The sequence below is a fragment of the Bradyrhizobium sp. 195 genome (genome assembly GCF_023101665.1).
Taxonomy (GTDB): domain Bacteria; phylum Pseudomonadota; class Alphaproteobacteria; order Rhizobiales; family Xanthobacteraceae; genus Bradyrhizobium.
In genome coordinates this window covers 144,900-169,162 of record NZ_CP082163.1, presented here as the reverse complement: position 1 = coordinate 169,162, position 24,263 = coordinate 144,900, and the positions used below count along the sequence as shown (strand labels likewise).

Sequence of the window (24,263 nt, the reverse complement as noted above, 5' to 3'; positions counted from 1 at the left end):
AGAACAAGAAGAAGATGAAGGTGATGATGCCGACCCGCACCGGCAATTGTAACAAGAACAAATCCTGTCGGCCGACGTTCAGCGAAAGTGGACGAACTCGTCATCATGTCGAGTTCCAGCGACAGCGAGGAAGGTGTCAGATGGACTCAAGTCATTCAAAGATGCACAGCAGCGAAGCGCAGCACACCACCAACCACGACGTTATTCGAAAATGGGCGGAAGAGCGTGGTGGCAAGCCGGCGACGGTGAAGGCGACTGAAGAGAACGGGCATGCAGGAATCCTGCGGATCGACTTCGATCCTCCGGATGAAGCTCTCGACCGGATCAGCTGGGACGACTTCTTCGAGAAATTCGACGATGCCGGCATCGCGTTCCTTCATCAGGACCGAACCAAGGACGGGGAGCTCAGTCGCTTCCATAAATTCGTGAAAGCTTAGGAGGGATGCGCCCGACGGGGGCAAGCACGAACAACTGGACGGAGGCGATGCGTGCAGGGGATTTCGCTTGCGCCTGGGCCATGACCGATCGCGATCTGCCGGCGCTTGCCGTTGCTCCCAAGCACACTGGTCCGCGCCATCTGCAGCGGATATGGCGCGGGGAGGAACTGGCAAACAAACGCGTGCTGGTCCGCTGCTATCACGGGCTCGGCGACACCATCCAGTTCCTGCGCTTCATGCCTGCGCTCAGGATGATAGCTCGCAGCTTGACGGTCTGGTGCCCAGCCGAGCTATTGCCGCTGGTCGAGCGGATCGAAGGCGTCAGTCTCGCCATTCCGCTTCACAACGGTGCGCCTTGCACCGAGTTCGATGCCGATATCGAGATCATGGAGGTTCCGCACGCAATCAGGGCCGGACGCGGAACGGTCGAGATGCCCGCGCCCTATCTGACGCTGCCTCCGGGCGGCCCATCCGCAGGGCCACTTCAACATTGCCAGGGCCTGGCTGTCGGTCTGGTCTGGGAGGTCGGTGCCTGGGACAAGCGGCGTGCCGTTCCGCTGGCGCTATTGAGACGCCTTGCCGGTGATGGCAGAAGTTTGTATTCGCTTCAGCGAGGAGGAGGCGCTGAGCGGCTCCCCGAGATGGTCGCGCGGGATATCAGCACGCCCGATATCGTGGCTCTCGGTCATCTGATCCGACAGCTCGACCTCGTCATTTGCGTTGACACCATGGTCGCGCATCTCGCGGGAGCGCTGGGATGTGAAGCATGGGTGCTGCTGCATGCCGACTGCGATTGGCGCTGGCCGATCTCCGGCTCTCGCACGTTCTGGTACCCCAGCTTGCGCCTTTTCCACCAGAGGACCCAAGGCAATTGGGACGACGTTATCGAAGAGGTGCGGCAGATGCTGCTCGCCCGAGCGGAGCTAACGCCGCGGGCTGGATGATCAGTCACGCGACCGCGACGGCTGTCGATACCGGCTCGCATTGCGAAGGTGCTCTGTCGGCGAGAGGCCGGGTCCGCAAATAGGCCGGATCGAAGCCCGCGAGACGCACCAAGCCCGGCCAGTCCACGATCGTCATGATTTTTCCATGCCATCTCAGCAAGTTGCGGCGCCGCAGTTCCTGAACGGTGCGATTTGCGTGCACCGGAGATATGCCGCATGCCGCAGCGAGATCGGATTGCGTGAACGGCGATGCGAGACTGAGGTCCGTCGCAAGTCCGACGGACTGGAGACGCTCGGTGATTTCGCAGATCAGATGGGCGACACGCGCGAGAGCATCGCGGCTGCCGAGATTCAACGTCCAATCGCGCTGGATCGCGAGATCAGTGAGCTGCATGAGAAGCAGCGCGCGAGACATTGCGGCAGATCGCGCGGACAGCTCATGAAAGAAGCTATGTGGAACCAAGGCAACGACGGCAGATCCGAGCGCGACCAGGTTGCCCTCGGCATGCGGTTGATAAAGCGTGTGCAGATCGGGAATGTCGCCGGGAACATGTATGGACGTAATTTGTCCGTGCTGGCCTTCGGCAAGGTACCACGCGAGGTAGCCTTGAAGCACGAGACAACAACGGTCCGTCTCGTCATGGCGCCGCAGAACCGCCTGATGAGTTCCAACGTGCGCAATGGCACTCGGCATATCGGCCAGCCGCTCGAGATCATGGGCGGTCAGATTGGTAAGACTCGCCAATCGGTCTGCGAGCTTGGAGAAGGCGAACCCTGCTTGCATTACCGGTCCATTACACGTTGTCAATTCCCATTTGGCGGAGGCCGGCGAAACTTGCATTAACGTTTGATAAATTATGCCGGCTGCGGCGTTTCTCTGTTGCAGGGTAATCGGCGATCCAAGACTTGCCGACCAGTTCGGCAAATCAGTTGCTGCAGCGAGGGACCCAAAAAGGCGTAGGATGTCTATCTCATCTCCGCTGATCCAAAGGGAATCGGTCGATTCACATATATTAATGTTCACTCCTCGCAAGCTGTCAAAGCTCTCGGCCTAGAGCGGGGGAGCAGCGGCATGGACCGCGTGGGAATGCATCTTCATCGGCACTGCGGTCGCGGGCTTTCTGGTGATGTCATCGCGATCGTTTGGATGATGATCACATAACAGGCGCGCCGCTGACGGACAGCCCGCCCCGAGAAGCCTTGCGGCTTCTGGTGTCATTCGCCCGCTTCCTGGTTCGCGGCGAAATCAGTTGCTCCCGACAGCGGGAGTTCGATCTGGCACAAAATTCCGTCTTCGCCGAAGCGAAATTCGATCTTTGCGCCCGAGCTGCGTGCGAGCGCCCGCTCGATCAGGTTGCGCCCAAATCCGTTCCGCGAAGGCTTCGGCAGCTTGAGAACCCCGCTCTCCTTCCAGGTCAGCAATAGATTGGGAGTGGTGCTCTGACCGTTCGGTTGAATACGCCAGGAGATATCGAGCCGGCCCTGGTTCTCCTTGAGAGCGCCGTGTTTGACTGCGTTCGTGGTCAGTTCATGCAGGGCAAGTCCGATCGTTTGGACGAGTTCGAATCCCAAGGGAACCGCGGGACCGGAGACCGACACCTTGTCCTCGGTGGCACCGACCGCTTGCAGTTCCGAGCGGATGATATCGCCAAAATCGAGCTGGCGCTCGCTTGCCTTGGTGACGAGACTCTGGACGCGCCCGAGGGCTGCAAGCCGGGTCGAGAATTCCTGCAGGGATCCGCCGTTTCCGAGCGTTTGTTGAGCAAGCGCCTGGACAATCGAAAGAAAATTGCGAGTCCGGTGCTGCAGCTCGGCAATGAGAACGCGCTGCCTTGCTTCCGAACGGGTCAGGCTCGTCACGTCGATGAAGGTCACGACGACGCCCCGGATTTTCCGATCACCGTCGCGGTAGGGCGCTAGCCGCACCAGATAGTGCGGATCTTGTCCCGCGCCGCCGACCCTTCTCTCAATCGGATCCGCACCCGCGAACACCTTGGCGATATCGTCCGAAAAGCCGGTCAGGTTCAGTCGGCTCGAAAGATCGGTGATCGGCCGTCCCTTGTCCGTCGGAAGGATGTTGAACACCTTCGTGACCGCAGGAGTAAAGCTTCTAATGACGAGCTTCCTGTCCAGGAAAATGGTCGCGACCTCGGTGCTTTCGAACAGGTTCTGCAGGTCGCTGTTCGCCCGATCCAGCGCGTCCACCTTGCCGTGGAGTTCGGCATTGACGGTATGAAGCTCCTCGTTCACCGAGTGCAATTCTTCCTTGGAGGCCTCCAGCTCCTCGTTGGTCGATTGCATCTCTTCGTTGACGGAGACGAGCTCCTCGTTCGAAGACTTCAGTTCCTCCAGCGCGGTCTCGTACTCCTCGATCATGGATTGCAGGCGGTCCCGGGTCTCGCGCAGTTCGCGCTCGATGTGCGCAGCCGCATCGCTGTGGCCGACCTGGGCCCGGTTCAGAGCTTCCTCCCGACTGAGCGCCGGTCCATGATCGGAGAAGAGCACCAGATAGAGCGGCTCGCCGCCGTCGCGGTCGTCCAGCGGCTTGATTGTCAAGTTGACTAGCTGCATCCCGCCGTCTTCGCTGTCGAGTGAAACGCCGCTCCGCGTTGCGGCTCGTCCGGCCTCGATCACCTCCCGGAACAGCGTTCTCAGATCCAGCCGGAGGCCCCTTCGTGCCATGGTCAGAAGCTGCCGCGTCGGAGCTCCGGCAGGCGCTTCCAGATATTTTCCGGTCCGGGTCGAGTAGTAGACCACGTCACCGTCGTGATTGACGACGACATGCGGCGGGGCAAAGTGCTCCACGACGTGCTCCTCGACGGCCTGCCGTAAAGCGAGGCCGGCGAGGGGTTGGCGCCGCGGAAGCAGGTCCGTACCGGCCCCGGGACGCACGCCGCTTAGCGCGATGGGAAGCCTCGGAGAGGCGGAATCGGAGCGTCGGCGAAAGATACGATGCCGCTTTTCGATCGGTGCAAACAAATCCGCGAACTGGCTGGCATTCTCGGCCGAGCCGAGGAACAGGTAGCCCTCCGGACGCAGCGCATAGTGGAAGGTCGGGATCACCTGATTCTGCACGTCCACGCCGAAATAGATCAGCAGGTTGCGGCAGGACACCAGATCGATGCGCGAGAATGGCGGGTCGCGGATGACGCTGTGGGGTGAGAAGATGCAGAGGTCGCGCACGTCCTTGGAGACGACATAGCTAACGCCATCCGACACGAAGAAGCGCTTGCGGCGTTCGGCCGATACGCTGTCGAGCAGCGGGCCGGGATAGCGGGCAGTTCGCGCCACCGCGAGGGCCCGTTCGTCGATGTCCGTGGCAAAGATCTGCACGCGCGGTACGGCCGTGAGTGTTTCCATATGTTCGCGCGCCAGGATTGCAATCGAAAAAACCTCCTCTCCAGTGGCACAGCCTGGAACCCAGATCCGGACCGTGTCGTCCGCGCCCCGTCCTTCGAAGATCTTGGGAATGACCGTCGTTGCGAGCGCCTCGAAGGCGTCCGCGTCCCGGAAGAAGTTCGTCACGTTGATGAGCAGGTCCCGGAAAAGGGCGCCGACTTCCGTCGGCTCCTGCCGTAGCCGCTCGACATAGGCCTCGATGGTGGCGAGTTGGGTGACCTGCATGCGGCGCTGGACGCGGCGAATGAAGGTCTTGATCTTGTACCCGCTGAAATCGTGCCCGATCTGATTGCGCAATATTGCGTAGATCTCCGGCAACGACTGGCTGATCCCCTGATCTTCGGAGTTCTCGGCGCCGTCGTCGCGGATTTGGCTGAACAGGTCGGTGCCACGGGCGAACTCGACCAGTTTGGCGCCCATGTCTTCGACCGGTATCGCGAAATCGATGAGGCCGGAGGAGATTGCAGCGTCGGGCATATCGGGATGCTGCGGGCCGAAGCCGTCGCCGATCTGCGCGAACGTAATCCCGCCGCGCTCCTTGATGGCCTTGACGCCAAGCGTGCCGTCCGCGTCCCCTCCCGAGAGGACGACGCCGCCTGCGAGCTCGCCGATATCGACCGCCAGCGCGCTCATGAAAATATCGATCGGCTTGTGCTGACGGTAGCTGCTGCTCTTGCGAAGCGTCAGCCGGCGGTTTTCGATGCCGAGAATGGCTTTGGCCGGCATGACGTAGACGTGGTCATTCCGGACCTGCATCCCATCGGTGGCCACCTGCACCGGCAGGGCCGTGTAACGACCGACGATCTCAGGCAGCAGGCTTTCCCGCTCCGGGCTGAGATGCGTCACGACAACCAGCGCGAGACCCGGCGCCGGGGGCAAGCCGCGAAAGAACCCTTCGAGCGCTTCGATTCCGCCGGCCGACGCGCCGATGCCAACGATTGGAAAGGTATCCGCCACCGTCATGGCCGTGCGCTCCACGGCATCGATGCCAGACCCTGCGCGCGCTTGGCACGAGCGAGCGCCAATGCAGTCCGTGACCTCGACATCCCTTCATCCAGCAGGCGCGATGCCCTCCCGGCTTCGAGCTCCCCGCACTGACCGGGTACGGCTGCAGGGAGCGCCATCAAAATGTGCTGGTCGGGCATTCGATCTCCGCAGGGGTGACAATCTGTTCTACCCTCGCACCAAACAGGAGAGTGTCAAGAACGGTTTCGACGGGAGTTCCTGACCGGCCGTTGTGTCTGCGCCAACGCCATCCCGAATGAGAATCCGAGCAATTCCAGATGCCAGGCACAAAAACTCGTTGACTGCGTTATGGCGACTTGATGCCTGCTGGGAAACGATTCCCGATGCCGCTTTTCTTCTTCGACTTTACCTCGGGCGGAACGACCGAGGCGGACGATGTCGGGACGGAATTCCCCTCGCTGGAAGAGGCCTATCTCGACGCGTGCCGTTCGGCTCTGGAAATATCGTTTGAGAAGCTCCGGGCGCGCTGCGATCCGAATCTCGATTCCGTGGAGATACTTGATGCCGAGCGCCACTCCCTGATGCAGGTGCCGTTCTCGGACGTTTTGCGCCCGAAGCCGCCACGGCTGTCTGCGGCTCGGAATCAGAGTCACGGGCAGAGCGGCAATCAGCTCATTGAGTCCTGCAACCAGCAACTGACCCGCGGCAAACGCCTCAAGGCTGAGATTCAGGAGGAGTTGAGAAAGATGCGTACAACGTCGGGTGCTATTCACGTACAGCTGGAGCGTCTGAAGAGGCGCGCCGGCTAACTTCAACCGTTACCCTCCCCCGCAGGTATTTCGAGATAGGCCGGGTCGAATTCAGCAGCCTGATAAAGCCCCGCCCGGTCGCGGATGACGAGCCGGCCCCGGCTGAAATCAACCAGCTTGCTGTTTCGCAGTTGTTGCAGGACCCTGTTGACGTGCACGGTCGAGAGCCCAAGGACGTCGCCGAGTTCGCGCTGCGTTAGCGGGAATTCGACATCGTCGGTCTCCCTTCGGCTGCTGACCGAACGACAAGCGATCTCACATAGGAGATGAGCGAGGCGCGCCTCGGCCGGTTTCCGGCCCAGCCAGATCAGCCATTCCCTTTGAACGGAAGCCCGCCATGCCGTCTCGCGCCAGAGGCCCCGTACGATGGCCGGCCGCTGTTCCAGGATCGGAAGCAACTCGGCCGCCGAAACCGACAGGACCAGAGCCGGCGAGAACGTGCTGATTGAAATTCCGGACCGACCCAGAATGAAGTCTCCTGGATTGAGCGGATCGCCAGGGAGACATAGTGCGACGATCTGCTGGCCGCCGTCTTCCAGGGTGCGGGTGGCACGGGCCACCCCACTGCACAGCAGGAGCAGCGGCACAGGGCCCGCTCCTTCTTCGATGATCATTTCGTCCTTGACGACATTTCGCACATGCACAATCGAGAGCAGAGCCTGCTGGTCTGCGATCGACAGGCCCATTCGGCGGCCCAAGGTGCCCAACAAGGGAGACAGATCGAAAGCGCCTGACGGAGCCAAGGTTGCGGCTGCGAATTGAGCACCTCCTTCGGATGGCGGAGTGCGCTCCATCCACGCGCGCAACTCGGCGTAGAAGTCCAGCAGCGCCGCCTCGTTCAGAAGCAGCGCTCGGAGATGACCCTCCTCGGACGTCGCAAGCGTCCGCCGCTCGGCAGCGAGTTGACGAAGCTCTTCATAGGATCGGCCTTTGAGTGTCAGGCGGTGCAACATTCCCGGAGCCCTGAATATTCCGGAGCCCTGAAGCCATAAAAACGAAATCTCGCGCGGCAGGTTCCACGTTGTTCCCAGAATCTCGCGCGGTTGGGATGAGCCGGAAGGGGGAGAGGGGCGGTTCGAAGTTGCGGGGGGCAAGCGATTATCGCCACCTCGCCCATTGGGGGCGGACGGCTCGCGCTCGGCACCATCAGCGTCAGCGCATGGGTCACCGGCGGTTCTTTCATCTGTTCCACTTGCGCGCCGCTGTCGGGCCGCGCCGGCCCCGGAACCGGCTCTTCGACGAGAGGTTCGAACCCGGCGCGGAAGCTGAATTCACCCCGACCGTCGATCGAAGACCCCTCGCAATAGCGCCCCGGCTGGATCGAGGCTGCGTGGTGTTCGGTCCCCATGAACATGTAGCTGAATTCCGTCGCCTCCTTGCTGCGATCGAAATTGTTGGGAATCGGCAGCGCGGCATCGGCGCCCATGTCGTCGATCACCGCGAGCCATTGCTGCTGATGCACGGTGTCGTGGGCGATGAGATAGCTCAGCATCTCCTGCATGCCGGGTCGCTGGTCGAGTTGTAAAGCCGAACCGCCAGCGCCGTCCGTGGATTCAGCCGCGACGTTGTTGGCGCAAATGCGCAACCGACACCGGAAGTTGCGCTCCTAATCTTTTCGCGCAGTGATCTGGAGGTCTTCGAGACTCGTACCCTCGCCAGGCGATCGAAATGGATGCGGCCCCGGCGGCGGAGAGGGCCCGCCGTGGCCGCTGTGCCCCGCGCACGTCGAAGCAATCGGCCCCTCAACCTGCGCGGTCGGCAAACCGTCAACGTCGGGGCACGACCCCGTTTGATGGAGGTGTCGTCTCGTTGCGCATGCCGGAAGGACTTGAGGCGCCTTGGCCGCCACGCTCGACATGTGTGATGCCGCCGCCCCCTGCGCCCGCGGCGCCGGCCCCGCTGCCGCCGTCACCAGCACCAGCACCAGCGCCACCACCAGCTCCGGCTCCAGCGCCCGCACCTCCGGCACCGCCACCCGCGCCACCACCACCACCGCCAGCGCCAGCGCCTTGCGCGAAGGCAGCACCGACTGATGCGCCAGCCAACAGAGCCGCCACGGAGATCGTGAAGATTGTCTTACGCATATTGTTGCTCCCTGAGGTTTGAATGTAATCGTCCAATCGAGCCCCGCTGCAAGCGTTCCTAGGGTGTCGGAATGATTTGATCCGCATCGACAGGTCGTGCGCGGCCGAACGGCGACGCGCCCGCAGCTCCGGACTTAACCTGCGTGAATGTGGTGAAGGGCGGCTGCTCCTATCATTCAGCATGTGGTGGACGTTCGTTCTGATCGGAGGCGTGTTCCTGACGATCTATGCGGGGCCGCAACCAGCCGTCCGCGTCAGCGAGCACGCGCGTCTGCGATTGCAGCAGCGTGGAACGATGCCCGGGGTGACGCGATATCCTCGCTGCGGCGAAGCACCGCAGAGAAAGGATCCGACATGGAAAAGCCAACTCAGGAACAACTCGACGAACTCAAGCGCCTGAGCAGAGAGGCGCGGGTGGAGGACTGGTCGGAGTTGGTCCAGTCCAGGCAGGAGGCCGAGACCCGCATCAACGATCTCAGGCAGAAAGGCCGAATGGAATAGCATGTCTCATGATTGAAACGCCTGGCAACGCAGGCGAGCCGTCGTTCTCGGACGACGATGTCCACAACGCGCAGCGGGCCCCCCGCGCGTGATCCGGAAGCCGTTTGGAACGATGCCCCGGGCGACAGGTTGCCCCGGCGATCACCAATCACAAAGGATCAGCCAGGATGACAAACGCGGCCAGAGATACCTTCATCGTGGGTCTACGGAACGCATGCGATGGAAGTTCAAGCGCGCGAGCTGATGGAGCGCCAGTCGGAGCGCCTCGACGAATACCCGGAGGTCAAGAGCAAGCTGACAGCTCATCTGCACGAGACCAACGAACAGCTCAAGCGGCTCGAACGTTGCCTCGAAGCCTGTGGCGAGAGCACTTCGGCTCTCAAGGACACCACCCAGTCCGTGATGGCCAACATGCAGGCGATGGCGCATGCCGCCGCGGGGGATGAAATCCTCAAGAACACTTTCGCCAATAACGCATTCGAGAATTTCGAGATCGCCGCCTACAAGTCTCTTCTCGCGCTGTGCGACTCCGCGGGTGCATCCGACGCCAAGGCGGACCTCGAGACCTCGCTGAAGGAGGAGCAACGCATGGCGGCCTGGATCGACTCCAATGTCGAGAACGTCACCATGGAATTCCTCGAGCACCGGCGACGAGCCGCCTGAGCTAGAGCTGGAGGGGCGCTCCCCAGGCGGATGCGCGCATCGGCGCCGCCCGGCAGCATCCCTTTTGCGATGCAAAATCGTACGGCGTTCCGCCGGAGACGTCGAGCCGGCTACTCATTTCTGCAAGCTTTAACATGTGCGAATTCGCGTCTTGCGGCTTTCGGGCATGATCCCCCTGCGGGATTGGGGAGCGCCATGCTTGATGCCGAAACGACCACGCTGCTGCGGAAAATCTTCGATGAGGTCTGCGCAGCCGTTTACCGTGACGATCCAGGTGCACGAGTCCATGTGGCATCGAAGCTGCTCGAAAGTGCCAGGAACGGCGAGATTTCCGCGGAGAGCCTCAAGTTGGTCGCACAGCGAGCGTTGGTGGACGCCCCGACCATGTGGAGATGACGCCGACGCGTTCCCGAGGCCGCGTTCACGAGGCGGCCGGTTCACTGCCGGTTCGTTTCCTCGATCTTGTCCAGTACGCGTTCGGGAGCGATGCTGCGGGACGCTTCGTCGAGATCTGCCTGAGACTTGGAGTCAATTTGCAGGCGGCGCGCGACCTCGTTGAGCACATCGGCCACCTTGGTAAGCTCATGCTCGGCCAGCAGGCTGATCTGCAGATCAAGATCCGCCCGCTTGTCGGCCTCGGCGGCCATCCGGTTCTGGGAGATCAGGACGAACGTCGAAAGAAAGATGGCTTCGACCGACGCAATCATGCCCAGCACGACGAAGGTCGGATCCCACGCCGTCACCCCCGGAATCCATCGCAAATTTGCGATGATCCAGAAGCCGAACGCCACGAGATGGAGATAGACAAACATCATGCTGCCCGCAAACGCGGTAATGGCGTCGGCCAGCTTCTGTTGCTTGGTGGCGCCGGCCTGTTCGCGACGTCGGCGCTCGACGAGCGCCCGAATATTCCGTTCGAGAACAGGGCTCATTCCATCCGGGGGCGGCGTCTTGTAAGTCAGCTCGCTTTGCATGCGGCGCCAACGTAGGCGCTGCTGCGAGGTTCCTGCGGAGACATCGATGAGCATCGATGCCCGAATTGTTCGAGGCGACGGCGCGGCGCGGTTAACCTTTGTGAATGAGCAAGGCGTCCGATTTCTCTAGGCTCCGGCACGAATGCGCCAATTGGGAGCTCGGCCGGCGGACCGGTACAGGCCACGACCGGTGATATGATCCAGCGCAGAGAGGACATGATGCTGATCACCGAACAATTCAGCGAACGCACGATCTCCCGCATGGATATGGCGCTGGAGAGCGCTTGCAGGATCTTGCCCGAGACGTTGGCGCATCACGGTGCGCGAACGTATGTGGCCGAGAGGATCGTCGAGTGTGCGAGATCTCATACGCAGAGTCTCGATGCGCTGACCGAGGCAGGCAAGCGTGCCGTCGCCGAGTTGGCGATGCTTGAACGAGGCGTGACGCTGGACGACGAACCGGGACTGTCCGCCTGAAGCGTTTTCGGCTCGGCTGATTGGTCCACAAGAGACGTCTCGCTCTCGCGCACCGCTTGGGAGTCTTGCGGGCACTATACTCTCGGGAAGTCGCACATGAAGTCAGAGATCGGCGAAACGAGAAGCGATCGGTTGCGCCGCACCAGCCCGACGGCTTGGGCGATCGGTGCAATTTTCACAATTGCCGTCGTTGCGGCGATCGTCTTTTACAATGGCCGCGACATCCGCGACCAGACGACCACGTCGAACCCGAACTCTGCGCCCAGCGTCACGACCGGCGCCAAGCAGCCTGCGCAGCCGTAGGTCCGAATTCAAGCAAACGATCCGGCTTGCGTGGCGGTCTCTTACCGCATTCATGATCCGACCAGGAGCGTCAGCCCAATTCCTTGCGGGTCATCCTGAGGGTCATTTCGAATAAAGGCCTGTGTTCGTCTCTGACGGTCAAGGTTACCTGTGATCCCTTGGACGTAAATACGTCCCTGCCGATCGAGGTTGCGGCGATGATCGCTTCCTTGGTCACGACTTCGAGGCTGCCATATTCGATTCCCTCGCTGTCGGATACCGCAAGAAAGTCATCTTGGATGTCGAAATAGTACCGCATGGCTCAGAGCGACGGATCCTGGTGAAGGTAGAGTGCGTCGAAGTCGGCCGTTTTCCTTAGTCTGGCTTCGTCCAGTATGGAAATGCGGCCCCTGTCGAAGTCCAGAAGACGCTGATTGCGCAATTCCTGGACTACACGATTCATATGCACCACGCTCGTCCCGACGGCGTCGGCGAACAGCGTTTGAGTTGCCGGAAAGTTGAAGGAGAGGCCGTCAGTACGTCCGATCGCCTTCAGCCTCGCATACAATTCGAGCACGAGATGCGCCACCCGGCTTGTTGCATCCCGCTGGCCGATATTGCAGATCCATTCGCGGAAGATCGCGGCGTCAGTGAGGGTTTCGCGCCAAAGGGCCTGGGCAACGCTGGGCCGACGTTTTATGAGCTCTCGCAGCGCGCCATGGGGAATGAAACCCAGCACGCAATGGCCGAGAGCGGTGAGGTCGTGATCCATGATGTGCAGAAACAAACTCTGCAGATCGGGAACGTCACCCGGCTGGTGAAATGCCAGCACTTGGCGCTGCCCCGTGCCGACAATCTTCGACCGCAGAATAAATCCATCGATCACCAGACAGCAGGCGGTAGGGCGATCACCGACGGAGGCGATGAGCTCACCATTGGCCATCCGCTTGGTGGCTATCGGGAGACTGTTGATCGCGCGCTCATCCTCCTCGTCGATCTCGGTGTTGATCCTCAACCGCTTCAAGAAAGGTTCTGTCATCTCCGTTTTCGTCATCTCTCTCTCCCGCTCCGAAAACGCCATCTCAGAACGAAGGTTCCTGGGCCTCAGACTGTGAGAGATTTGCTTCAGTGGACGTAACCCCGGCGCGCGCTCGAATGGCGGATTATGCGCGGTGACAGGTGGTTCAATTGACGTTGTCTGCCAGCATGTTGCGGAAGGCCGTGGCGACCGCTTCCGTGCCGCGCACACGATGCATCAGCGCAATCTCGCCCTGCTGCTCGTGACGAATGGCATGAGCCATGACGCGCAGACGGGGGTCGCCGCGGCTATGCCACATCTGATCGGCCATCTTCACCGCCCCCCTGTGATGCTTGCTCATCAATTCCACGAAGACCGGATCGAACTCGACCGGCGCGGATTTGATCTGCCGCATCTCGGCTTCGGTCAGAAACCCGGGCATGGCCGTACGTTCCTCCTTGCTGCAGTCCGGCATCTGGGTGTCGAACCAGCTCAGCCACCAGTTCTCGAAGATCCGGTTCTCGCCGGCCTGACTCGCGATCATCAGCATCGCAAGCTTCCGCAGATGCGGATCCTGCGCTCGCTCGGCGGCGATCTGTGCCAGCTCGATGCCCTGAGCGTGGTGTGCACTCATATGGCGGATATAGGTCTGGTCAGCATCCTTGGCGCGGCCGACCCAGGGTAGCTCGTAGCCGAGACCGCCGAACAATGCGACCGTCCCGAGCACGACGATTGTCATCACTCCGCCGGTGATCCAGCCGTCGGTAAAGCGCAGGTCTTGCGCCGGAGCGTGGTCCCCGTTCCACCGCAGCCGTGCAAACAGCGGGTACATGATGGCAGACGAGCCATGGACGAGCAGGCCGATCCAATATGGTTGCTGCAGCGTGAACAGCGGTTGCCAGAATGGAAGCAGCGGCACCAGCACGAACCATTCCATCGCCGAGGAGAAGACGGCCCAGGGTAGCGCGAGGGCCAGGATCGTCAGCGGCCGTAAGTCGGCGGTCCATCGGCCGAGCACGCCAAAGAAGACCAGCGCCCAGGAAAAATCGGCCCATTGATGAAATGCGATGCCGGTGAGGATCGCGCTCCATGATGGCTCCGCGCTAAGCGCCCAGTCGCGGGCGGGAATCGCCGCGACGGTCATCCAGTCGACAGCCGCGTCCCGGCCGATCCGCGCGGCAAAGAGCTGGCTTACGACGGTGGAGAAGGTACTGCTGATCAGACCGAGCGCGGCGGCCGAAAGCCACCGCCGGCACCTGTGCGACGGTTCGCCGGGCGTTGCACTCGTATCGACTTGCCGTGCGGACGGGCCGCGAGCTGTCACGGCGTTCACGTCAATGCTTGGGCTCCTTCGGCGGATGGGGCTGGCCCGGTATCTCGGGATGGTCACGGCCGCGGTCCGCCTCGACCTTACCTTGCTCGTGCAGGTCCTGATCTCCGACGATTTCGCCGACCGCCTGCTTCGCCTTACCCGAGATCCGCTGCGTCAGGCCCTTCATCTTGCTCATCGTCAACCTCAGAAGTTCGCGCCGCTGACCCCGGCGCTGGACGGGGGCAAGGGCCGGGGTCGCGGTTTCTTCCGGTTGACCTCCGGCAGCAGGGGGGACGCCGAAGGTTCTGGTGAGACTCATGGGACGGCCGATGGTTCCTGCGCCCCTTACGGGCGCGCAACGGCGATCATCACGCCTTCATCACCGCGAAGGAGGACGGAGCCGTCCGGCAGCGGCTGGGGCTGGCGATCCAGGTGCGTGGACATCAGCAGCCGGCCGCGACCCTGCCCGTGCCATTTCCGAGGTTCGGCGCAGATGTTGAGCAGGACCAATATCTCGTCTCCGTTCCACACGCGTTTGAAGGCAAAGACGTCATTCTGCGAACGCAGCGGCTGCTGCTCGCCTTCGCGCAGGCACGGCTGCTCCCGCCGTAGCGCGATCAGCTTTCGAAACAAGGCAAGGATCGAGTGGTCGTCTCGTTGCTCTCCGGCGACATTCCTGGAGTCGCTCGGACCTAGCGGCAGCCATGGGCGTCCGTCGGTGAAGCCGCCATTCGGGCTATCATCCCAACGCATCGGTGCGCGCTCCGGATCGCGGCAAAGTCCATAGCCCGGTACCAGCTTCTCGAAGGGGTCGCGGATACGATCGGGGGGAATGGAGACGCGCTCCCTGCCGATCTCGTCGCCCATGTAGAAGAAAGGCGTTCCTCGCAGGGACATCAGCAGCATCGCCAGGATGCGCATCTGCGCCTCGCCGATTCTGCTCGCGATCCTCTGCTTGTCATGCCCGCCGATCACCCATACGGGCCAGGCTTGCGAGGGCAGGGCATTGAGATAGGCATCGATCGCCGCCTGCAGCGACAGAGCATTCCACGGCGAATCGAGCAGCGCGAAGTTCAACGGCAAGTGCAGACGCGGCCGGTGGTTGCCGTAGAAATGGCCGATGCGGTCGGTCTTGCCTTGCACTTCGCCGCACAACAGCCGTCCCGGATATTCGTCGATCACGTTCCTGATGTCCTCGATGCACTGCATCGTCTCCGGACGGTCGTCGGTGAACACTGGCGTCAGGCGCTGCGGCGGCGGCTTGCCCCCCGCGTCCGGATTCGGTGGATTGTCGCGCAAGAGTTCGTCCTTGATCAGGACCGCGCTTGCATCGACGCGAAAGCCATCGACGCCCCGGTCGAGCCAGAAGCGCATGACATCGGCGATCGCAGCACGGACCTGCGGGTTGCGCCAGTTCAGGTCGGGCTGCTCGACGAGAAAGGAATGATAGTAGTATTGACCCCGCGTCTCGCACCATTCCCATGCGCTGCCGCCAAAGCGGCTCAGCCAATTGTTGGGCGGTCCACCATTCTCGGCCGGATCGGCCCAGACGTACCAATCTGCCTTCGCGTTGTCGCGAGAGCTGCGGCTTTCAACGAACCAGGCATGGTCGTTCGCGGTGTGGTTGGGGACGAGGTCGAGAATGAGTCGAATTCCGGCGTCGTGCAATCGACCAACAAGGAGGTCGAAATCATCGAGCGTGCCGAAGGCGGGATCGATGGAGCAATAATCCGAGATGTCGTAGCCGAGATCCCGGAATGGACTTCGGTAGATCGGCGTCAGCCACACCGCGTCGACGCCGAGCCACGTCAGATAGTCGATGCGCGACAGCAGGCCTGCCAGATCGCCTTTGCCGTCTCCGTTGGAATCCTGAAATGAGATCAGCGCGATCTCGTAGATTGTCGCGGAGTGCCACCACGGCCTATCCGCGGTAGCTTCGGCGGTTTCGCCTTGTTTGACTTGGATGTGCCTCATGCGTTCAGGTCGGATTTAGCGAAGGCGATTTCGCTGCATTGGCCGCGATTTGTCTTGCGGCTCCTCGCGCGCCTTCAAGTCCCTTGGGATAGCCGCTGCGGTTCGGAAAAAGTTTTCGCCTCGCGTCGCGGGCCGGCCGGCGGGGTTTGGTATCCTGGGCGGCGCGATAGTCGAGCATGGCAATGCCGCCGACCATCATAAGCGCGAGCGCGATATTGCCCTTCTTGGGATTGTCTGCTGTCAAGCCGGACAGCAGCGCTGCGGCATCCAGGCCATCTCCGCCGACACGGGCCCAAAGGCCCGCGTTCTTGTCCACCGACAGCGACATGATTCCAGCCATGATCTCCCTGAGGCCGAACGCCCTGACCATGGTCTCGTTGCCTTCCATGCCCAAGGTTTCGGTGACGCGACGCGGCGCCAGCAATTCGACGACGCCAAGCCCGATGCTGAACCAGCCGAGCGCGCGCGCGAGTTGATCTGCCGGTCGCTTCAGGCTCGGTCCGCCCTCAATGATTTTCGGGTCGCTCTTGGTGCGCACGATGTTGGAAAAATGAAACATGTCTGACACCTCCTTCAGGGTTTCAGCACGACCTTGATGCAGGAGTCCCGCTTGTCGCGGAACACCTGGTACATCTCCGGTCCCTGCTCCAGCGGCACGGTATGGGTGATGACGAACGACGGATCGATCTCGCCCTGCTCGATGCGGCGGAGCAGATCATCGGTCCAGCGATTGACGTGGGTCTGACCGGTTCGCATCGTCAGGCCCTTGTTCATGAACGCGCCCATCGGGAGCATGTCGGAGAGGCCGCTGTAGACACCGGCCACCGAGATGATGCCGCCGGGACGGCAGACATAGATCATCTCGCGGAGAACGTGAGGGCGGTCGTTCTCGAGCATCACCATCTGCTTGGCACGATCGAGCAGCGTATCCGGCTGCGAGGCCATCACATGCGCCTCCATGCCGGCGCAATCGATGCATTTTTCCGGACCCTTGCCGTCGGTCAGCTCGTTGAGCCGCTCGACCACGCTTTCGGTTTCGAAGTTGATTGTGGTGGCCCCGCCGGCTTCCGCCATGCTGAGGCGCTCGGGCAGGCAGTCGATCGCGATCACCTGGTTGGCGCCAAGCAGGATGGCGCTCCGGATCGCCATCTGCCCGACCGGGCCGCAACCCCAGATCGCGACCCTGTCGGTCGGCTCGATGTCGCATTGCACGGCGGCCTGCCAGCCGGTCGGGAAGATGTCGCTGAGAAACAGCAATTGCTCGTCGGGGATGCCGGCTGGAACCTTGATGTGGGTGGCGTCGGCATAGGGCACGCGCAGATACTCGGCCTGTCCGCCGGGATAACCGCCGGTCAGATGCGTGTAGCCGAACAGGCCGGCCGTCGTGTGTCCGAACACCTTGTCGGCGAGGTGACGCTTCCGGTTGGTGGTTTCGCAGACGGAGAAATTGCCGCGCTTGCACTGCTCGCATTTGCCGCAAATGATGGTGAAGGGCACGACGACGCGGTCGCCCTTCTTGATCTTGCCGTCGACACCGGAACCGACCTCGACGACCTCGCCCATGGTCTCGTGGCCCATGATGTCGCCCGGCAGCATCCCCGGGATGAAATTGTGAAAGAGGTGGAGGTCGGAGCCGCAGATGGCGCAGCTCGTGACCTTGATGATGGCGTCACGGGGGTCCTGGATCTCAGGGTCGGTGACCGTGTCGCACCGTATGTCCTCCTTGCCGTGCCAAACCAGCGCCTTCATCTCAGTCCTCCGAGGTCGGTTACGAGGCATCTAAGTCGAACGAAGAACGATGGTTGCTATCGTGGTCCGCAAAATCGCCGCATCGCAGCGGATGTGCGCAGGAATAGGAACGACGGCGTGGGCGCGCGATTGGACGTGATCAAGCCAATCGAGGATAGCGTCATGCGAGACAAGCAACTCGCCCTGGTCACGGGAGCATCTACCGGCATAGGTCTGGAACTTGCGAAATGTGCCGCTGAAGCCGGCTTCGATCTCGTCATCGCCGCCGACGAGGTTGCTATTGAAAGCGCCGCGGCGGAGCTCCGCCGCCTCGGCGGCAGTGTCCAGGCGGTGCAGGCGGATCTGGCGACCACAGAGGGGGTGGACAAGTTGTGCGCAGCGGCCGGAAGCCGGCCGATCGACGCGCTGCTGGCGAATGCCGGCGTGGGTCTCGGCAAGGCCTTCCTCGACCAGGATTTCCAGCGCATCAGGCGTGTGGTGGACACCAATATCACGGGAACGCTCTATCTGATCCACCGGGTCGGCAACGAAATGCTCCGGCGCAATTCCGGACGTATCTTGATCACGGGATCGATCGCCGGCTTCACGCCGGGCAGTTTCCAGGCGGTCTACAACGCCAGCAAGGCCTTCCTGGATTCGTTCTCTTTCGCGCTGCGCGAGGAGCTTCGAGACAGCGGCGTCACCGTCACCTGTCTGATGCCGGGAGCGACCGAAACCGAATTCTTCCGCCGCGCCGACATGATGGACACCAAGGTCGGCACCGAGAAAAAGGACGACGCGCGTGATGTCGCGAAGGCCGGGTTCAGTGCCATGATGAGCGGGGAGTCCGACGTGGTCACCGGCATGAAGAACAAGCTCCAGACCACGATCGCGAACGTCACGCCCAACGAGGTGCTGGCCAAGCAGCATCGCAAGATGGCAGAGCCCGGCACGGCGAAGTCGTAGCGGACGGACGCCTCCCTTAAGTGGTGCTCAACATCTCCACTTTGGCACATCGATGCCGTCGGCGGGGCGTCCACCCCATCATAAACCGGCGGCGTGATGCGACTAAAGCAATGTCTGCTTTGCCACTATAGCGACCGACTCCGTGCGGCAGCGCAATAGTCGGCGATGGGCGCAGTAGCGGAGATGGGCAGGCCACGCAAGAGGCCGCCACCTGGGGCGGCCTTACTGTAATCGCATAACCTCAAAAGAATACCTCGCTTGCAACACGGGGCCGCTGCCATCGCGAACGACGATCATCAGTTCACGAGCGGTTGGATTGCCCATGGTCGCTCGCACGTCATCTCTCAGCATGTCAGCGAGCGCATATGCCGCCTCATTTTGGACGTCGTCCATGGTTGAGAGTTCCAGTCCTTCTTCGTCCGGCGCCAGTCCGTCAGTACTAAGCATATCGAAAAAATACAGGGACATGGCTGCGCTCCAGTTGAGGCGGGAGCGCAAGGATCTCTCAGCCATCGACGCCTGTGGTTGCTGTGTCGGTGGTACATGCCAATAGCTTGGGATTGACAATGTTCCTATTCCGGTGGCCTGAGACCGGGAGATTGCAGCCATTCGCTCAGGTGCGAGCCCGTGTCGGCTTGGCGGGCCTTGCGTAGAAGGGCTTCACGGTCGGCGCCAGGTGGAAGAGATCTCGCCTTCTCTCGTAAGCGCTTTGCTTCTTCAGAAAGGCGCTCTTCAAGGGACAAGGTTTGCTTCACACGGCGACGCTGCATAACAACCTCCCTCGCGCCTGCGGGTCCTAACCCGCATGGTTGAGCACTCGCCGATCCTAAAACGCGATCAAGTTCTCGTCTGTTCCTGACTGAATACAAATCAAAATTAGACCATTATGAACTTCGCAGTGGCCGCGGGCCTCGGAAGCACGGCCCGAACGGGGCCAATGGAGCTGCTCTCGTTAGTGAGAGATTAAGACAGTGACACCGAATCGAGTTCCTTCGAAGCTGGTATGTCATTGGTCGCTATCGGCGGGACGGCCTTTGGGGTCTGCTTTGGCCGACTTCTGGCTGCGCTCGCTCGTAGTCCGCTAAGGGTCATTTTCGACGGCTTTGTCAGATTGAGGGCTGGTTGATGTCCGCTCCTGTCCGTAAGCGCCATACAAGGCTCGGGCCAGGAGCGTTGCGTTTGGCCGGACTGCCATAATTCAAACTCCCGAACTGGGGCTCGAATCATGCGCTACGAACTCGCCGACCATGAATGGACCGCCGTCAAGCCGATGCTGCCAAACAAACAGCGTGGCGTTCCTCGGGTGAACGACAGACGGGTCCTGAATGGGTATCTTCTGGGTCCTCCGATCAGGAGCACCCGGCGTGATCTGCCAACAGCGTTTGGCCCATACACCACAAGCTACAACCGCTTCGTCCGCCGGCGGCAGGCTGGTGTCTGGGGCCACATCATAGACGCACTTGCCGCTGCCAACGATGCCCTGTCCAGATGATCGACACCTCCATTGTCCGTGTACATCAGCATGGAGCCTGCATCACACGAAACCAGCGCCAATCGATGGGGAGGTCACGCGGCGGCTTGACGAGCAAAATTCATGCGGTGATCGATAGCAATGGTCTGCCGGTACGGCTGGCGCTGAGCCTTGGTGAGGCCCATGACGTTCTACTTGCCGGAAAACTGCTCTCTCGTCTGAAATCTGGGTCAATGCTGCTGGCCGACGTGGCTATGACGCGGACTTGATCAGGGAGCTTGCCATGAAGAAGGGCGCGTGGGCCAGCATCCCGCCGAAAAGCAACCGCAGCGATCCGATCTGCTTCAGCCCCTATCTCTACCGGGCTCGCAACCACGTCGAGCGGTTCTTCAACAGGATCAAACAATGTCGTCGGGTGGCGACGCGCTACGTCAGGCTGGCCGCCAATTACCTTGCCTTCGTTCAGCTCGCCTCAGTCAGGCTATGGCTGCGTCTTTATGAGTCCGCGTCCTAGCAAACGCGGCAGGAACCGCAGTGGGCACGCGCGAGGCCCCAACAAAGTGGGACGGGCGAGCCGTCAGGCGGCAGGTAACGAACCTCGTCGTGGCAGCAACAAGGGTCGTCGCTAATCCCGGCGATGTCAGTATGGGACGCTCGTCAGGTGGACAATATCATGCCTATGAAAGTGATGAAGGAGCAGTTCGTGCTTGACGGCGACAAGCTTACCCATACGCCGACTGGCGCCACGTTCTGGCTGGGCGGGAAGCATGTCGTGGCTCGCGAGCAGGGTCGCCTTAAACCTGGATACCGGCGACGACTACGATGTCGACGAATTAAAGGAAGAAGCTTGGCGCATCATGGTAGCCGAGCGCAAGGCTCGCAGCAGCATCCCGGACTCCCACGTTTAATCATCAGTGTCACGAATTCTCGCACGGATATCGGCAAGGAAATCCGTCAATGAGTCACTCCGGCAGCTTCCGCTCTCGGGGGTTAAAAGCGTAATCCCCCAGTGTGCCAGTATCGCCTCTTGCACGGGGTTAGACGCTGGCATGAACACAAACGAGGGCGGGCGATCGTCCTTATGACCTGATTTTTCCCAGGTCTGCCAAATGCTATGTAATAGCAGGCGGATATTGGGATCGGACATGCTGTAGCCAATGAAGAGAATGGTGCGACCGAGAGCATCCGCGCGGAATTTGATATCTAGCGGTGAATCGAAGGATAGTCGATCCAGAAAATCGGTCTCGGTAAGAACCAGTGATGCATCGTCATCGAAATCACCGTGGTACTTAATTATATGCGTAATGCCTTGGGCAGCGTCTGCGATATGCTTGGCGTTCGCAATCTTCGCATAAGGCTTATGGTGGACTTCGAACGCTGTCTCGAGGTTTCGATCATAGTTAGTGGTATAAATAGCCGGGAAGTCGAGTTCGACAATGAGTTTGTGCAGCTCCGAGTGCGAGACTTTGTCTGTCGCGACCTTCCAGTTTCGATCAAGCCAGCCTCGTAACGGGCCCATTCCACCCTGCTTCAGCCGATAGAATTCGGCGAGCATTTGATAGCCGTCGCTCATTCCGTCTATCACCGCGGAATCGAGTTCGAGCTCCTTTAACAGATGGTCTATCAGGGTCTGCCACGACGGCAGCCCAACAGCCATCGAAACCCCTGCGCCAACGAACAGGATCGCCTGGCGTCGCTTGATCGCACCAGCCAAGATATTCTTGGACGATGATACTTGTTTCTTTCCAACCGAACTGTTCATCCAGTTTCAATCGGTTGCAGGTTGCTCGGTTCCTATGGCAAGGGCATTGCGCGATGGATCCGGATCGTCGGCCCAACCTTTTGCAGATTTCGTGCCTTTAGGGCCGGCCTATTAAGAAGGCCGGTCTCCGGGGCGCGGGAAACATCAGCGGGGCTGTGTGGTGTTCAGTCGAATTTCGCCGTTGCCGTCTTGTCGTCAGGCTGCCGTGAGCTGGACGGTCCACTTGGGATTGGCCGGAATGATCGCGCGAGCCGAGGCTCGGGCCCGAGCAAGTCTCTTCCATCGTTTCAGTGCGACATTGACCACCGGCGCTCTTGTCGGTCCGCCGACAGCCGCATGACGTGCTGTTGGATCCGGCGGAATAGTTTAAGGCCGTCGAGCACCTGCCGGTGGAAGGCCAAGCGCTTCAGCCCTACCCAGCCTCTGAGGCAATCTTTCAGGCACGTTGGGCGTCTACAGGGACGAACTGACGGCCTCGGATTTGACTATGGGGGCGCGCCGGCAGCAAGGCGCTGCTCACCTGTGGAAGCAGGCTCTGGTTCGCCCCCCTTCGGCCTCCGGACTGGCTAGAGCGGTAGCGGCAATTGGAAGCGCCGCAACCACTGAGCTTCGAGCAACAGTTCTAATCATCGTCGTCCTCTCTTCGGAGCGAATGTCAGTCGGCCCGCGCTAACGCCCGGCGGCGGCGCCTGAGATGCTGCTGAATTTGCGGCAGCGACATCGCGTTCAGGACACGGTCGGCCGGAACGCCTTCCTTTCGGGCCATCTCGACGCCCAGTGCATGTGGTCGAGCTCGCGGATCGAATGGGCGTCCGGAATGATGCTCATCATGCCTCCGAAATCCAGTGCGGTCTGGTGCCAGCGCCAGTCCAGGTCGAGCCGCCACGGGTGGGCCTTTATCTCCACCGCCACGCCGTGCCTGGTGCAGGCGCGCAGCACTTTCTCCACGTCGATGTCGTAGCCCGGTCGACCCTGGTGCGCCATCCAGTCAGGCTTGAAGCGGCCGTGGATGTTGGCCATGACGAAGTCGAACCGATCGAGCACCTCTTCGGGGTACATCGGCCAGGATGTCCGACTCGATGCGCTTCAGGATCCGGAAGTCCTTGCCGAACTCCTTAGTCGGCCTGCTTGCGGATGGCCGCGTTGGTGTCCTCACGCCGAAGATAGCCTTCATACTGGATGCGCTCGGCGGCGCTCAGCAAGTTGGGATTTATGGTCGCGGAGCCGACCGCGACGCGGACCTGGCGCATAGATTTGCGAACCGCATCGAGGAAGGCCTGGCTGTTCTCCATGAGGTGCCGATGGTCGGCGACCTGGGTGACCTGCGGGAGTGCCTTGGTCGCAGCAAGGGCGTAGCCGCCACCGGGTCGCGCGCGACCACAGCGATCTGTGGTTGCCCCGCGAGCCAGGCTTGCGCAGTGGCTGGTTCTCTGTCGGGTAAGAGTGATTGGTCGTAGCCGCTCGAGGTCGCAGAGGATTGTTCCGTACCGCTGATTGCGCCGCCAGGCCCAGTCGTCGATACCAATCACGTTCGGCGCAGCAAAAGGCGGACACCCGCGCCTTCGAACCATCCGAGGTAACGTATCGTTGCTCACGGGCAGCATAAGTCGAGTAAAACTCGCGGCCGGGCGGCCACCAAGGCAAGCCCAAGGTGATGGACGACCAGATCAAGCCGGGCCGTTCGCCGCGCCCACGACGCCAGAGCGCCGTCATCGAAACGCTCGGTGAAAATACGTCGACCGCACATAACAGTAACGCAGCGGAAGCGGCGCGCCATGACTACCAGGCCAACCCGCCGCCTGCCAGCGGCAGATCGGTCAGGCGTCGCTGATATCGGCTATGGATCCGCCCAGAACTGGCTCCGCTTCCAGGACGGAGACTCGTCCCGCTCATGGAACGGACGGTGATCACGGTCGTGGCGCCGTCACAGATGGTGCTCTCCACGTCAAACCCGCGAGGAACCGGGGCCGACGGACGTAGGGCTCGCTGCATCATGTTGACTCCTCTGTGAAACCAACGCGAGCCGGCGCTTGAACTTCATCAAAAGTACAGACAATGCGCCGGCGTCGCGCTAACATCTGCCATCACCGCGCCCGGTCCGTAGCATCTATCGGTGATTGAGAGCCGCAATGCTCCCGCCTCCCATGAATGGAAGATCGACTTTTTTCAGAGAGCGGGTTGACAATCGTTGGGCGCTACAAGCGCGCCGCACTCGACGGCATGGGTTGATCAAAAAGATCGCGGACGAAATCAGAAAGCGCGGGACCTAAACTCCGGTGGCCGGGACCAATCTCTAATGGAGGATTGCAATTTCCAGTTCTAGCGAAGCGCCGCTGAGCATTATTTGGCTCGGTGGCGTTCTCGTTCAGAGGGCCACGTTCGGAACGCTTTCAGGACCTGGATTGCGCGACCGATAAGGTTCGAGCCTACTCTTCAGTGGCCCCCGAATTCTTCGGTCGCACCGCCGCGTCGTTGCCCACCTGCGGACGGTGCCAC

General features: G+C 61.2%; 23 protein-coding genes and 4 pseudogenes. 11 read left to right on the top strand and 16 right to left on the bottom strand.

Features of this window, described 5'->3' with window-relative positions:
* Nucleotides 1-140 precede the first annotated feature (140 nt).
* A complete protein-coding gene (locus tag IVB26_RS42595) occupies nt 141-437 on the top strand; it encodes a hypothetical protein (RefSeq protein WP_458309406.1) in 297 nt (98 codons plus the stop codon).
* An 80-nt stretch (nt 438-517) separates the two neighbouring features.
* Entirely contained in the window at nt 518-1,381 is an 864-nt protein-coding gene (locus IVB26_RS42590; protein ID WP_247973973.1) for a glycosyltransferase family protein, read from the top strand.
* Between the two features lie 4 nt (nt 1,382-1,385).
* Here the strand turns inward: IVB26_RS42590 and IVB26_RS42585 are convergent, their stop codons facing one another.
* Together IVB26_RS42585 and IVB26_RS42580 are read right to left on the bottom strand one after the other, a co-directional pair.
* A complete protein-coding gene (locus IVB26_RS42585; RefSeq protein ID WP_247973972.1) occupies nt 1,386-2,405 on the bottom strand; it encodes a Crp/Fnr family transcriptional regulator in 1,020 nt (339 codons plus the stop codon).
* Nucleotides 2,406-2,596: 191 nt separating this feature from the next.
* Entirely contained in the window at nt 2,597-5,743 is a 3,147-nt protein-coding gene (locus IVB26_RS42580) for a CheR family methyltransferase (RefSeq protein WP_247973971.1), read from the bottom strand.
* Between the two features lie 386 nt (nt 5,744-6,129).
* On the opposite strand from IVB26_RS42580, the gene IVB26_RS42575 reads away from it, so the two are divergent.
* Nucleotides 6,130-6,555 carry a DUF6894 family protein gene (locus IVB26_RS42575; protein WP_247495044.1) on the top strand — a complete coding sequence of 142 codons (426 nt, stop codon included), beginning with the start codon at nt 6,130-6,132 and terminating at the stop codon, nt 6,553-6,555.
* 2 nt (nt 6,556-6,557) lie between these two features.
* On the opposite strand, the gene IVB26_RS42570 is transcribed toward IVB26_RS42575, so the two are convergent.
* Together IVB26_RS42570 and IVB26_RS42565 are read right to left on the bottom strand one after the other, a co-directional pair.
* Nucleotides 6,558-7,508 (bottom strand): Crp/Fnr family transcriptional regulator, encoded by a 951-nt coding sequence (locus tag IVB26_RS42570; RefSeq protein ID WP_247973970.1) that lies wholly within the window; start codon nt 7,506-7,508, stop codon nt 6,558-6,560.
* Entirely contained in the window at nt 7,493-8,056 is a 564-nt protein-coding gene (locus IVB26_RS42565; protein WP_247973969.1) for a manganese catalase family protein, read from the bottom strand. The genes IVB26_RS42570 and IVB26_RS42565 overlap by 16 nt, the downstream gene beginning before the upstream one ends.
* Nucleotides 8,057-8,393: 337 nt before the next feature.
* Here IVB26_RS42565 and IVB26_RS42560 point away from each other — a divergent pair, with 337 nt between their 5' ends.
* The 4 genes and pseudogenes from IVB26_RS42560 (at nt 8,394) to IVB26_RS42545 (ending at nt 10,199) form a co-directional block, all read left to right on the top strand.
* Entirely contained in the window at nt 8,394-8,588 is a 195-nt protein-coding gene (locus tag IVB26_RS42560; RefSeq protein WP_247973968.1) for a hypothetical protein, read from the top strand.
* Nucleotides 8,589-8,993: 405 nt separating this feature from the next.
* Nucleotides 8,994-9,140 carry a hypothetical protein gene (locus IVB26_RS42555; RefSeq protein WP_247495047.1) on the top strand — a complete coding sequence of 49 codons (147 nt, stop codon included), beginning with the start codon at nt 8,994-8,996 and terminating at the stop codon, nt 9,138-9,140.
* 167 nt (nt 9,141-9,307) lie between these two features.
* A pseudogene (locus IVB26_RS42550) lies at nt 9,308-9,803 on the top strand (ferritin-like domain-containing protein).
* A 195-nt stretch (nt 9,804-9,998) separates the two neighbouring features.
* The gene (locus IVB26_RS42545) at nt 9,999-10,199 is read left to right on the top strand and encodes a hypothetical protein (RefSeq protein ID WP_247973967.1); all 201 of its coding nucleotides are present in this window, start codon (nt 9,999-10,001) and stop codon (nt 10,197-10,199) included.
* A gap of 41 nt (nt 10,200-10,240) precedes the next feature.
* Here IVB26_RS42545 and IVB26_RS42540 read toward each other — a convergent pair whose 3' ends face one another.
* Nucleotides 10,241-10,777: a DUF1003 domain-containing protein gene (locus IVB26_RS42540; RefSeq protein WP_247974109.1), complete on the bottom strand. Its 537-nt coding sequence runs from the start codon at nt 10,775-10,777 to the stop codon at nt 10,241-10,243.
* Nucleotides 10,778-10,993: 216 nt separating this feature from the next.
* Between IVB26_RS42540 and IVB26_RS42535 the strand changes: the two genes are divergently transcribed.
* On the top strand, nt 10,994-11,254 hold the full coding sequence (locus IVB26_RS42535) for a hypothetical protein (protein ID WP_247973966.1): 261 nt from the start codon (nt 10,994-10,996) through the stop codon (nt 11,252-11,254).
* A 96-nt stretch (nt 11,255-11,350) separates the two neighbouring features.
* Nucleotides 11,351-11,557, top strand: a complete 207-nt coding sequence (locus IVB26_RS42530) for a hypothetical protein (RefSeq protein WP_247495051.1) — start codon at nt 11,351-11,353, stop codon at nt 11,555-11,557.
* A gap of 70 nt (nt 11,558-11,627) precedes the next feature.
* On the opposite strand, the gene IVB26_RS42525 is transcribed toward IVB26_RS42530, so the two are convergent.
* The 7 genes from IVB26_RS42525 to IVB26_RS42495 all read right to left on the bottom strand — a co-directional run bounded on the left by IVB26_RS42525 (nt 11,628) and on the right by IVB26_RS42495 (nt 17,589).
* On the bottom strand, nt 11,628-11,855 hold the full coding sequence (locus IVB26_RS42525) for a DUF6894 family protein (protein WP_247495052.1): 228 nt from the start codon (nt 11,853-11,855) through the stop codon (nt 11,628-11,630).
* Nucleotides 11,856-11,858: 3 nt separating this feature from the next.
* Nucleotides 11,859-12,590 carry a Crp/Fnr family transcriptional regulator gene (locus tag IVB26_RS42520; protein ID WP_247973965.1) on the bottom strand — a complete coding sequence of 244 codons (732 nt, stop codon included), beginning with the start codon at nt 12,588-12,590 and terminating at the stop codon, nt 11,859-11,861.
* Nucleotides 12,591-12,720: 130 nt separating this feature from the next.
* Nucleotides 12,721-13,878, bottom strand: a complete 1,158-nt coding sequence (locus IVB26_RS42515) for a DUF305 domain-containing protein (protein WP_458309405.1) — start codon at nt 13,876-13,878, stop codon at nt 12,721-12,723.
* Between the two features lie 10 nt (nt 13,879-13,888).
* Complete coding sequence (locus tag IVB26_RS42510) at nt 13,889-14,062, bottom strand: CsbD family protein (RefSeq protein WP_247495056.1); 174 nt, start codon at nt 14,060-14,062, stop codon at nt 13,889-13,891.
* Between the two features lie 149 nt (nt 14,063-14,211).
* Nucleotides 14,212-15,840, bottom strand: coding sequence for an alpha-amylase family glycosyl hydrolase (locus tag IVB26_RS42505; protein ID WP_247973963.1), 1,629 nt, complete (start codon nt 15,838-15,840; stop codon nt 14,212-14,214).
* Nucleotides 15,841-15,844: 4 nt separating this feature from the next.
* Nucleotides 15,845-16,399 carry a hypothetical protein gene (locus IVB26_RS42500; protein ID WP_247973962.1) on the bottom strand — a complete coding sequence of 185 codons (555 nt, stop codon included), beginning with the start codon at nt 16,397-16,399 and terminating at the stop codon, nt 15,845-15,847.
* A gap of 14 nt (nt 16,400-16,413) precedes the next feature.
* Nucleotides 16,414-17,589, bottom strand: coding sequence for a zinc-dependent alcohol dehydrogenase (locus tag IVB26_RS42495; RefSeq protein WP_247973961.1), 1,176 nt, complete (start codon nt 17,587-17,589; stop codon nt 16,414-16,416).
* 162 nt (nt 17,590-17,751) lie between these two features.
* Here IVB26_RS42495 and IVB26_RS42490 point away from each other — a divergent pair, with 162 nt between their 5' ends.
* On the top strand, nt 17,752-18,534 hold the full coding sequence (locus IVB26_RS42490; protein ID WP_247973960.1) for an SDR family NAD(P)-dependent oxidoreductase: 783 nt from the start codon (nt 17,752-17,754) through the stop codon (nt 18,532-18,534).
* Nucleotides 18,535-18,756: 222 nt separating this feature from the next.
* Here the strand turns inward: IVB26_RS42490 and IVB26_RS42485 are convergent, their stop codons facing one another.
* Entirely contained in the window at nt 18,757-19,002 is a 246-nt protein-coding gene (locus IVB26_RS42485; RefSeq protein ID WP_247495061.1) for a DUF6894 family protein, read from the bottom strand.
* 757 nt (nt 19,003-19,759) lie between these two features.
* Between IVB26_RS42485 and IVB26_RS42475 the strand changes: the two are divergent.
* Nucleotides 19,760-20,519 (top strand): annotated as a pseudogene (locus IVB26_RS42475) (IS5 family transposase).
* A 390-nt stretch (nt 20,520-20,909) separates the two neighbouring features.
* Here IVB26_RS42475 and IVB26_RS42470 read toward each other — a convergent pair.
* The 3 genes and pseudogenes from IVB26_RS42470 to IVB26_RS43660 all read right to left on the bottom strand — a co-directional run.
* Complete coding sequence (locus IVB26_RS42470; protein ID WP_247973959.1) at nt 20,910-21,767, bottom strand: SIR2 family NAD-dependent protein deacylase; 858 nt, start codon at nt 21,765-21,767, stop codon at nt 20,910-20,912.
* 655 nt (nt 21,768-22,422) lie between these two features.
* A pseudogene (locus IVB26_RS42465) lies at nt 22,423-22,899 on the bottom strand (DNA polymerase/3'-5' exonuclease PolX); the annotation flags it as partial.
* Nucleotides 22,886-23,759 (bottom strand): annotated as a pseudogene (locus tag IVB26_RS43660) (ISL3 family transposase); the annotation flags it as partial. The pseudogenes IVB26_RS43660 and IVB26_RS42465, both read right to left, overlap by 14 nt.
* Nucleotides 23,760-24,263: the final 504 nt, after the last annotated feature.

Excerpts from the sequence above, each read along its gene's own strand:
- IVB26_RS42520 (WP_247973965.1), bottom strand. The coding sequence starts at position 12,590 with ATGACGAAAACGGAGATGACAGAACCTTTCTTGAAGCGGTTGAGGATC.
- IVB26_RS42485 (WP_247495061.1), bottom strand. The coding sequence starts at position 19,002 with ATGTCCCTGTATTTTTTCGATATGCTTAGTACTGACGGACTGGCGCCG.
- IVB26_RS42535 (WP_247973966.1), top strand. The coding sequence starts at position 10,994 with ATGATGCTGATCACCGAACAATTCAGCGAACGCACGATCTCCCGCATG.
- IVB26_RS42495 (WP_247973961.1), bottom strand. The coding sequence starts at position 17,589 with ATGAAGGCGCTGGTTTGGCACGGCAAGGAGGACATACGGTGCGACACG.
- IVB26_RS42470 (WP_247973959.1), bottom strand. The coding sequence starts at position 21,767 with ATGAACAGTTCGGTTGGAAAGAAACAAGTATCATCGTCCAAGAATATC.
- IVB26_RS42510 (WP_247495056.1), bottom strand. The coding sequence starts at position 14,062 with ATGAGCAAGATGAAGGGCCTGACGCAGCGGATCTCGGGTAAGGCGAAG.
- IVB26_RS42525 (WP_247495052.1), bottom strand. The coding sequence starts at position 11,855 with ATGCGGTACTATTTCGACATCCAAGATGACTTTCTTGCGGTATCCGAC.
- IVB26_RS42545 (WP_247973967.1), top strand. The coding sequence starts at position 9,999 with ATGCTTGATGCCGAAACGACCACGCTGCTGCGGAAAATCTTCGATGAG.
- IVB26_RS42595 (WP_458309406.1), top strand. The coding sequence starts at position 141 with ATGGACTCAAGTCATTCAAAGATGCACAGCAGCGAAGCGCAGCACACC.
- IVB26_RS42530 (WP_247495051.1), top strand. The coding sequence starts at position 11,351 with ATGAAGTCAGAGATCGGCGAAACGAGAAGCGATCGGTTGCGCCGCACC.
- IVB26_RS42540 (WP_247974109.1), bottom strand. The coding sequence starts at position 10,777 with ATGCAAAGCGAGCTGACTTACAAGACGCCGCCCCCGGATGGAATGAGC.
- IVB26_RS42570 (WP_247973970.1), bottom strand. The coding sequence starts at position 7,508 with ATGTTGCACCGCCTGACACTCAAAGGCCGATCCTATGAAGAGCTTCGT.
- IVB26_RS42490 (WP_247973960.1), top strand. The coding sequence starts at position 17,752 with ATGCGAGACAAGCAACTCGCCCTGGTCACGGGAGCATCTACCGGCATA.
- IVB26_RS42565 (WP_247973969.1), bottom strand. The coding sequence starts at position 8,056 with ATGCAGGAGATGCTGAGCTATCTCATCGCCCACGACACCGTGCATCAG.
- IVB26_RS42580 (WP_247973971.1), bottom strand. The coding sequence starts at position 5,743 with ATGACGGTGGCGGATACCTTTCCAATCGTTGGCATCGGCGCGTCGGCC.
- IVB26_RS42505 (WP_247973963.1), bottom strand. The coding sequence starts at position 15,840 with ATGAGGCACATCCAAGTCAAACAAGGCGAAACCGCCGAAGCTACCGCG.
- IVB26_RS42590 (WP_247973973.1), top strand. The coding sequence starts at position 518 with ATGACCGATCGCGATCTGCCGGCGCTTGCCGTTGCTCCCAAGCACACT.
- IVB26_RS42500 (WP_247973962.1), bottom strand. The coding sequence starts at position 16,399 with ATGTTTCATTTTTCCAACATCGTGCGCACCAAGAGCGACCCGAAAATC.
- IVB26_RS42555 (WP_247495047.1), top strand. The coding sequence starts at position 8,994 with ATGGAAAAGCCAACTCAGGAACAACTCGACGAACTCAAGCGCCTGAGC.
- IVB26_RS42575 (WP_247495044.1), top strand. The coding sequence starts at position 6,130 with ATGCCGCTTTTCTTCTTCGACTTTACCTCGGGCGGAACGACCGAGGCG.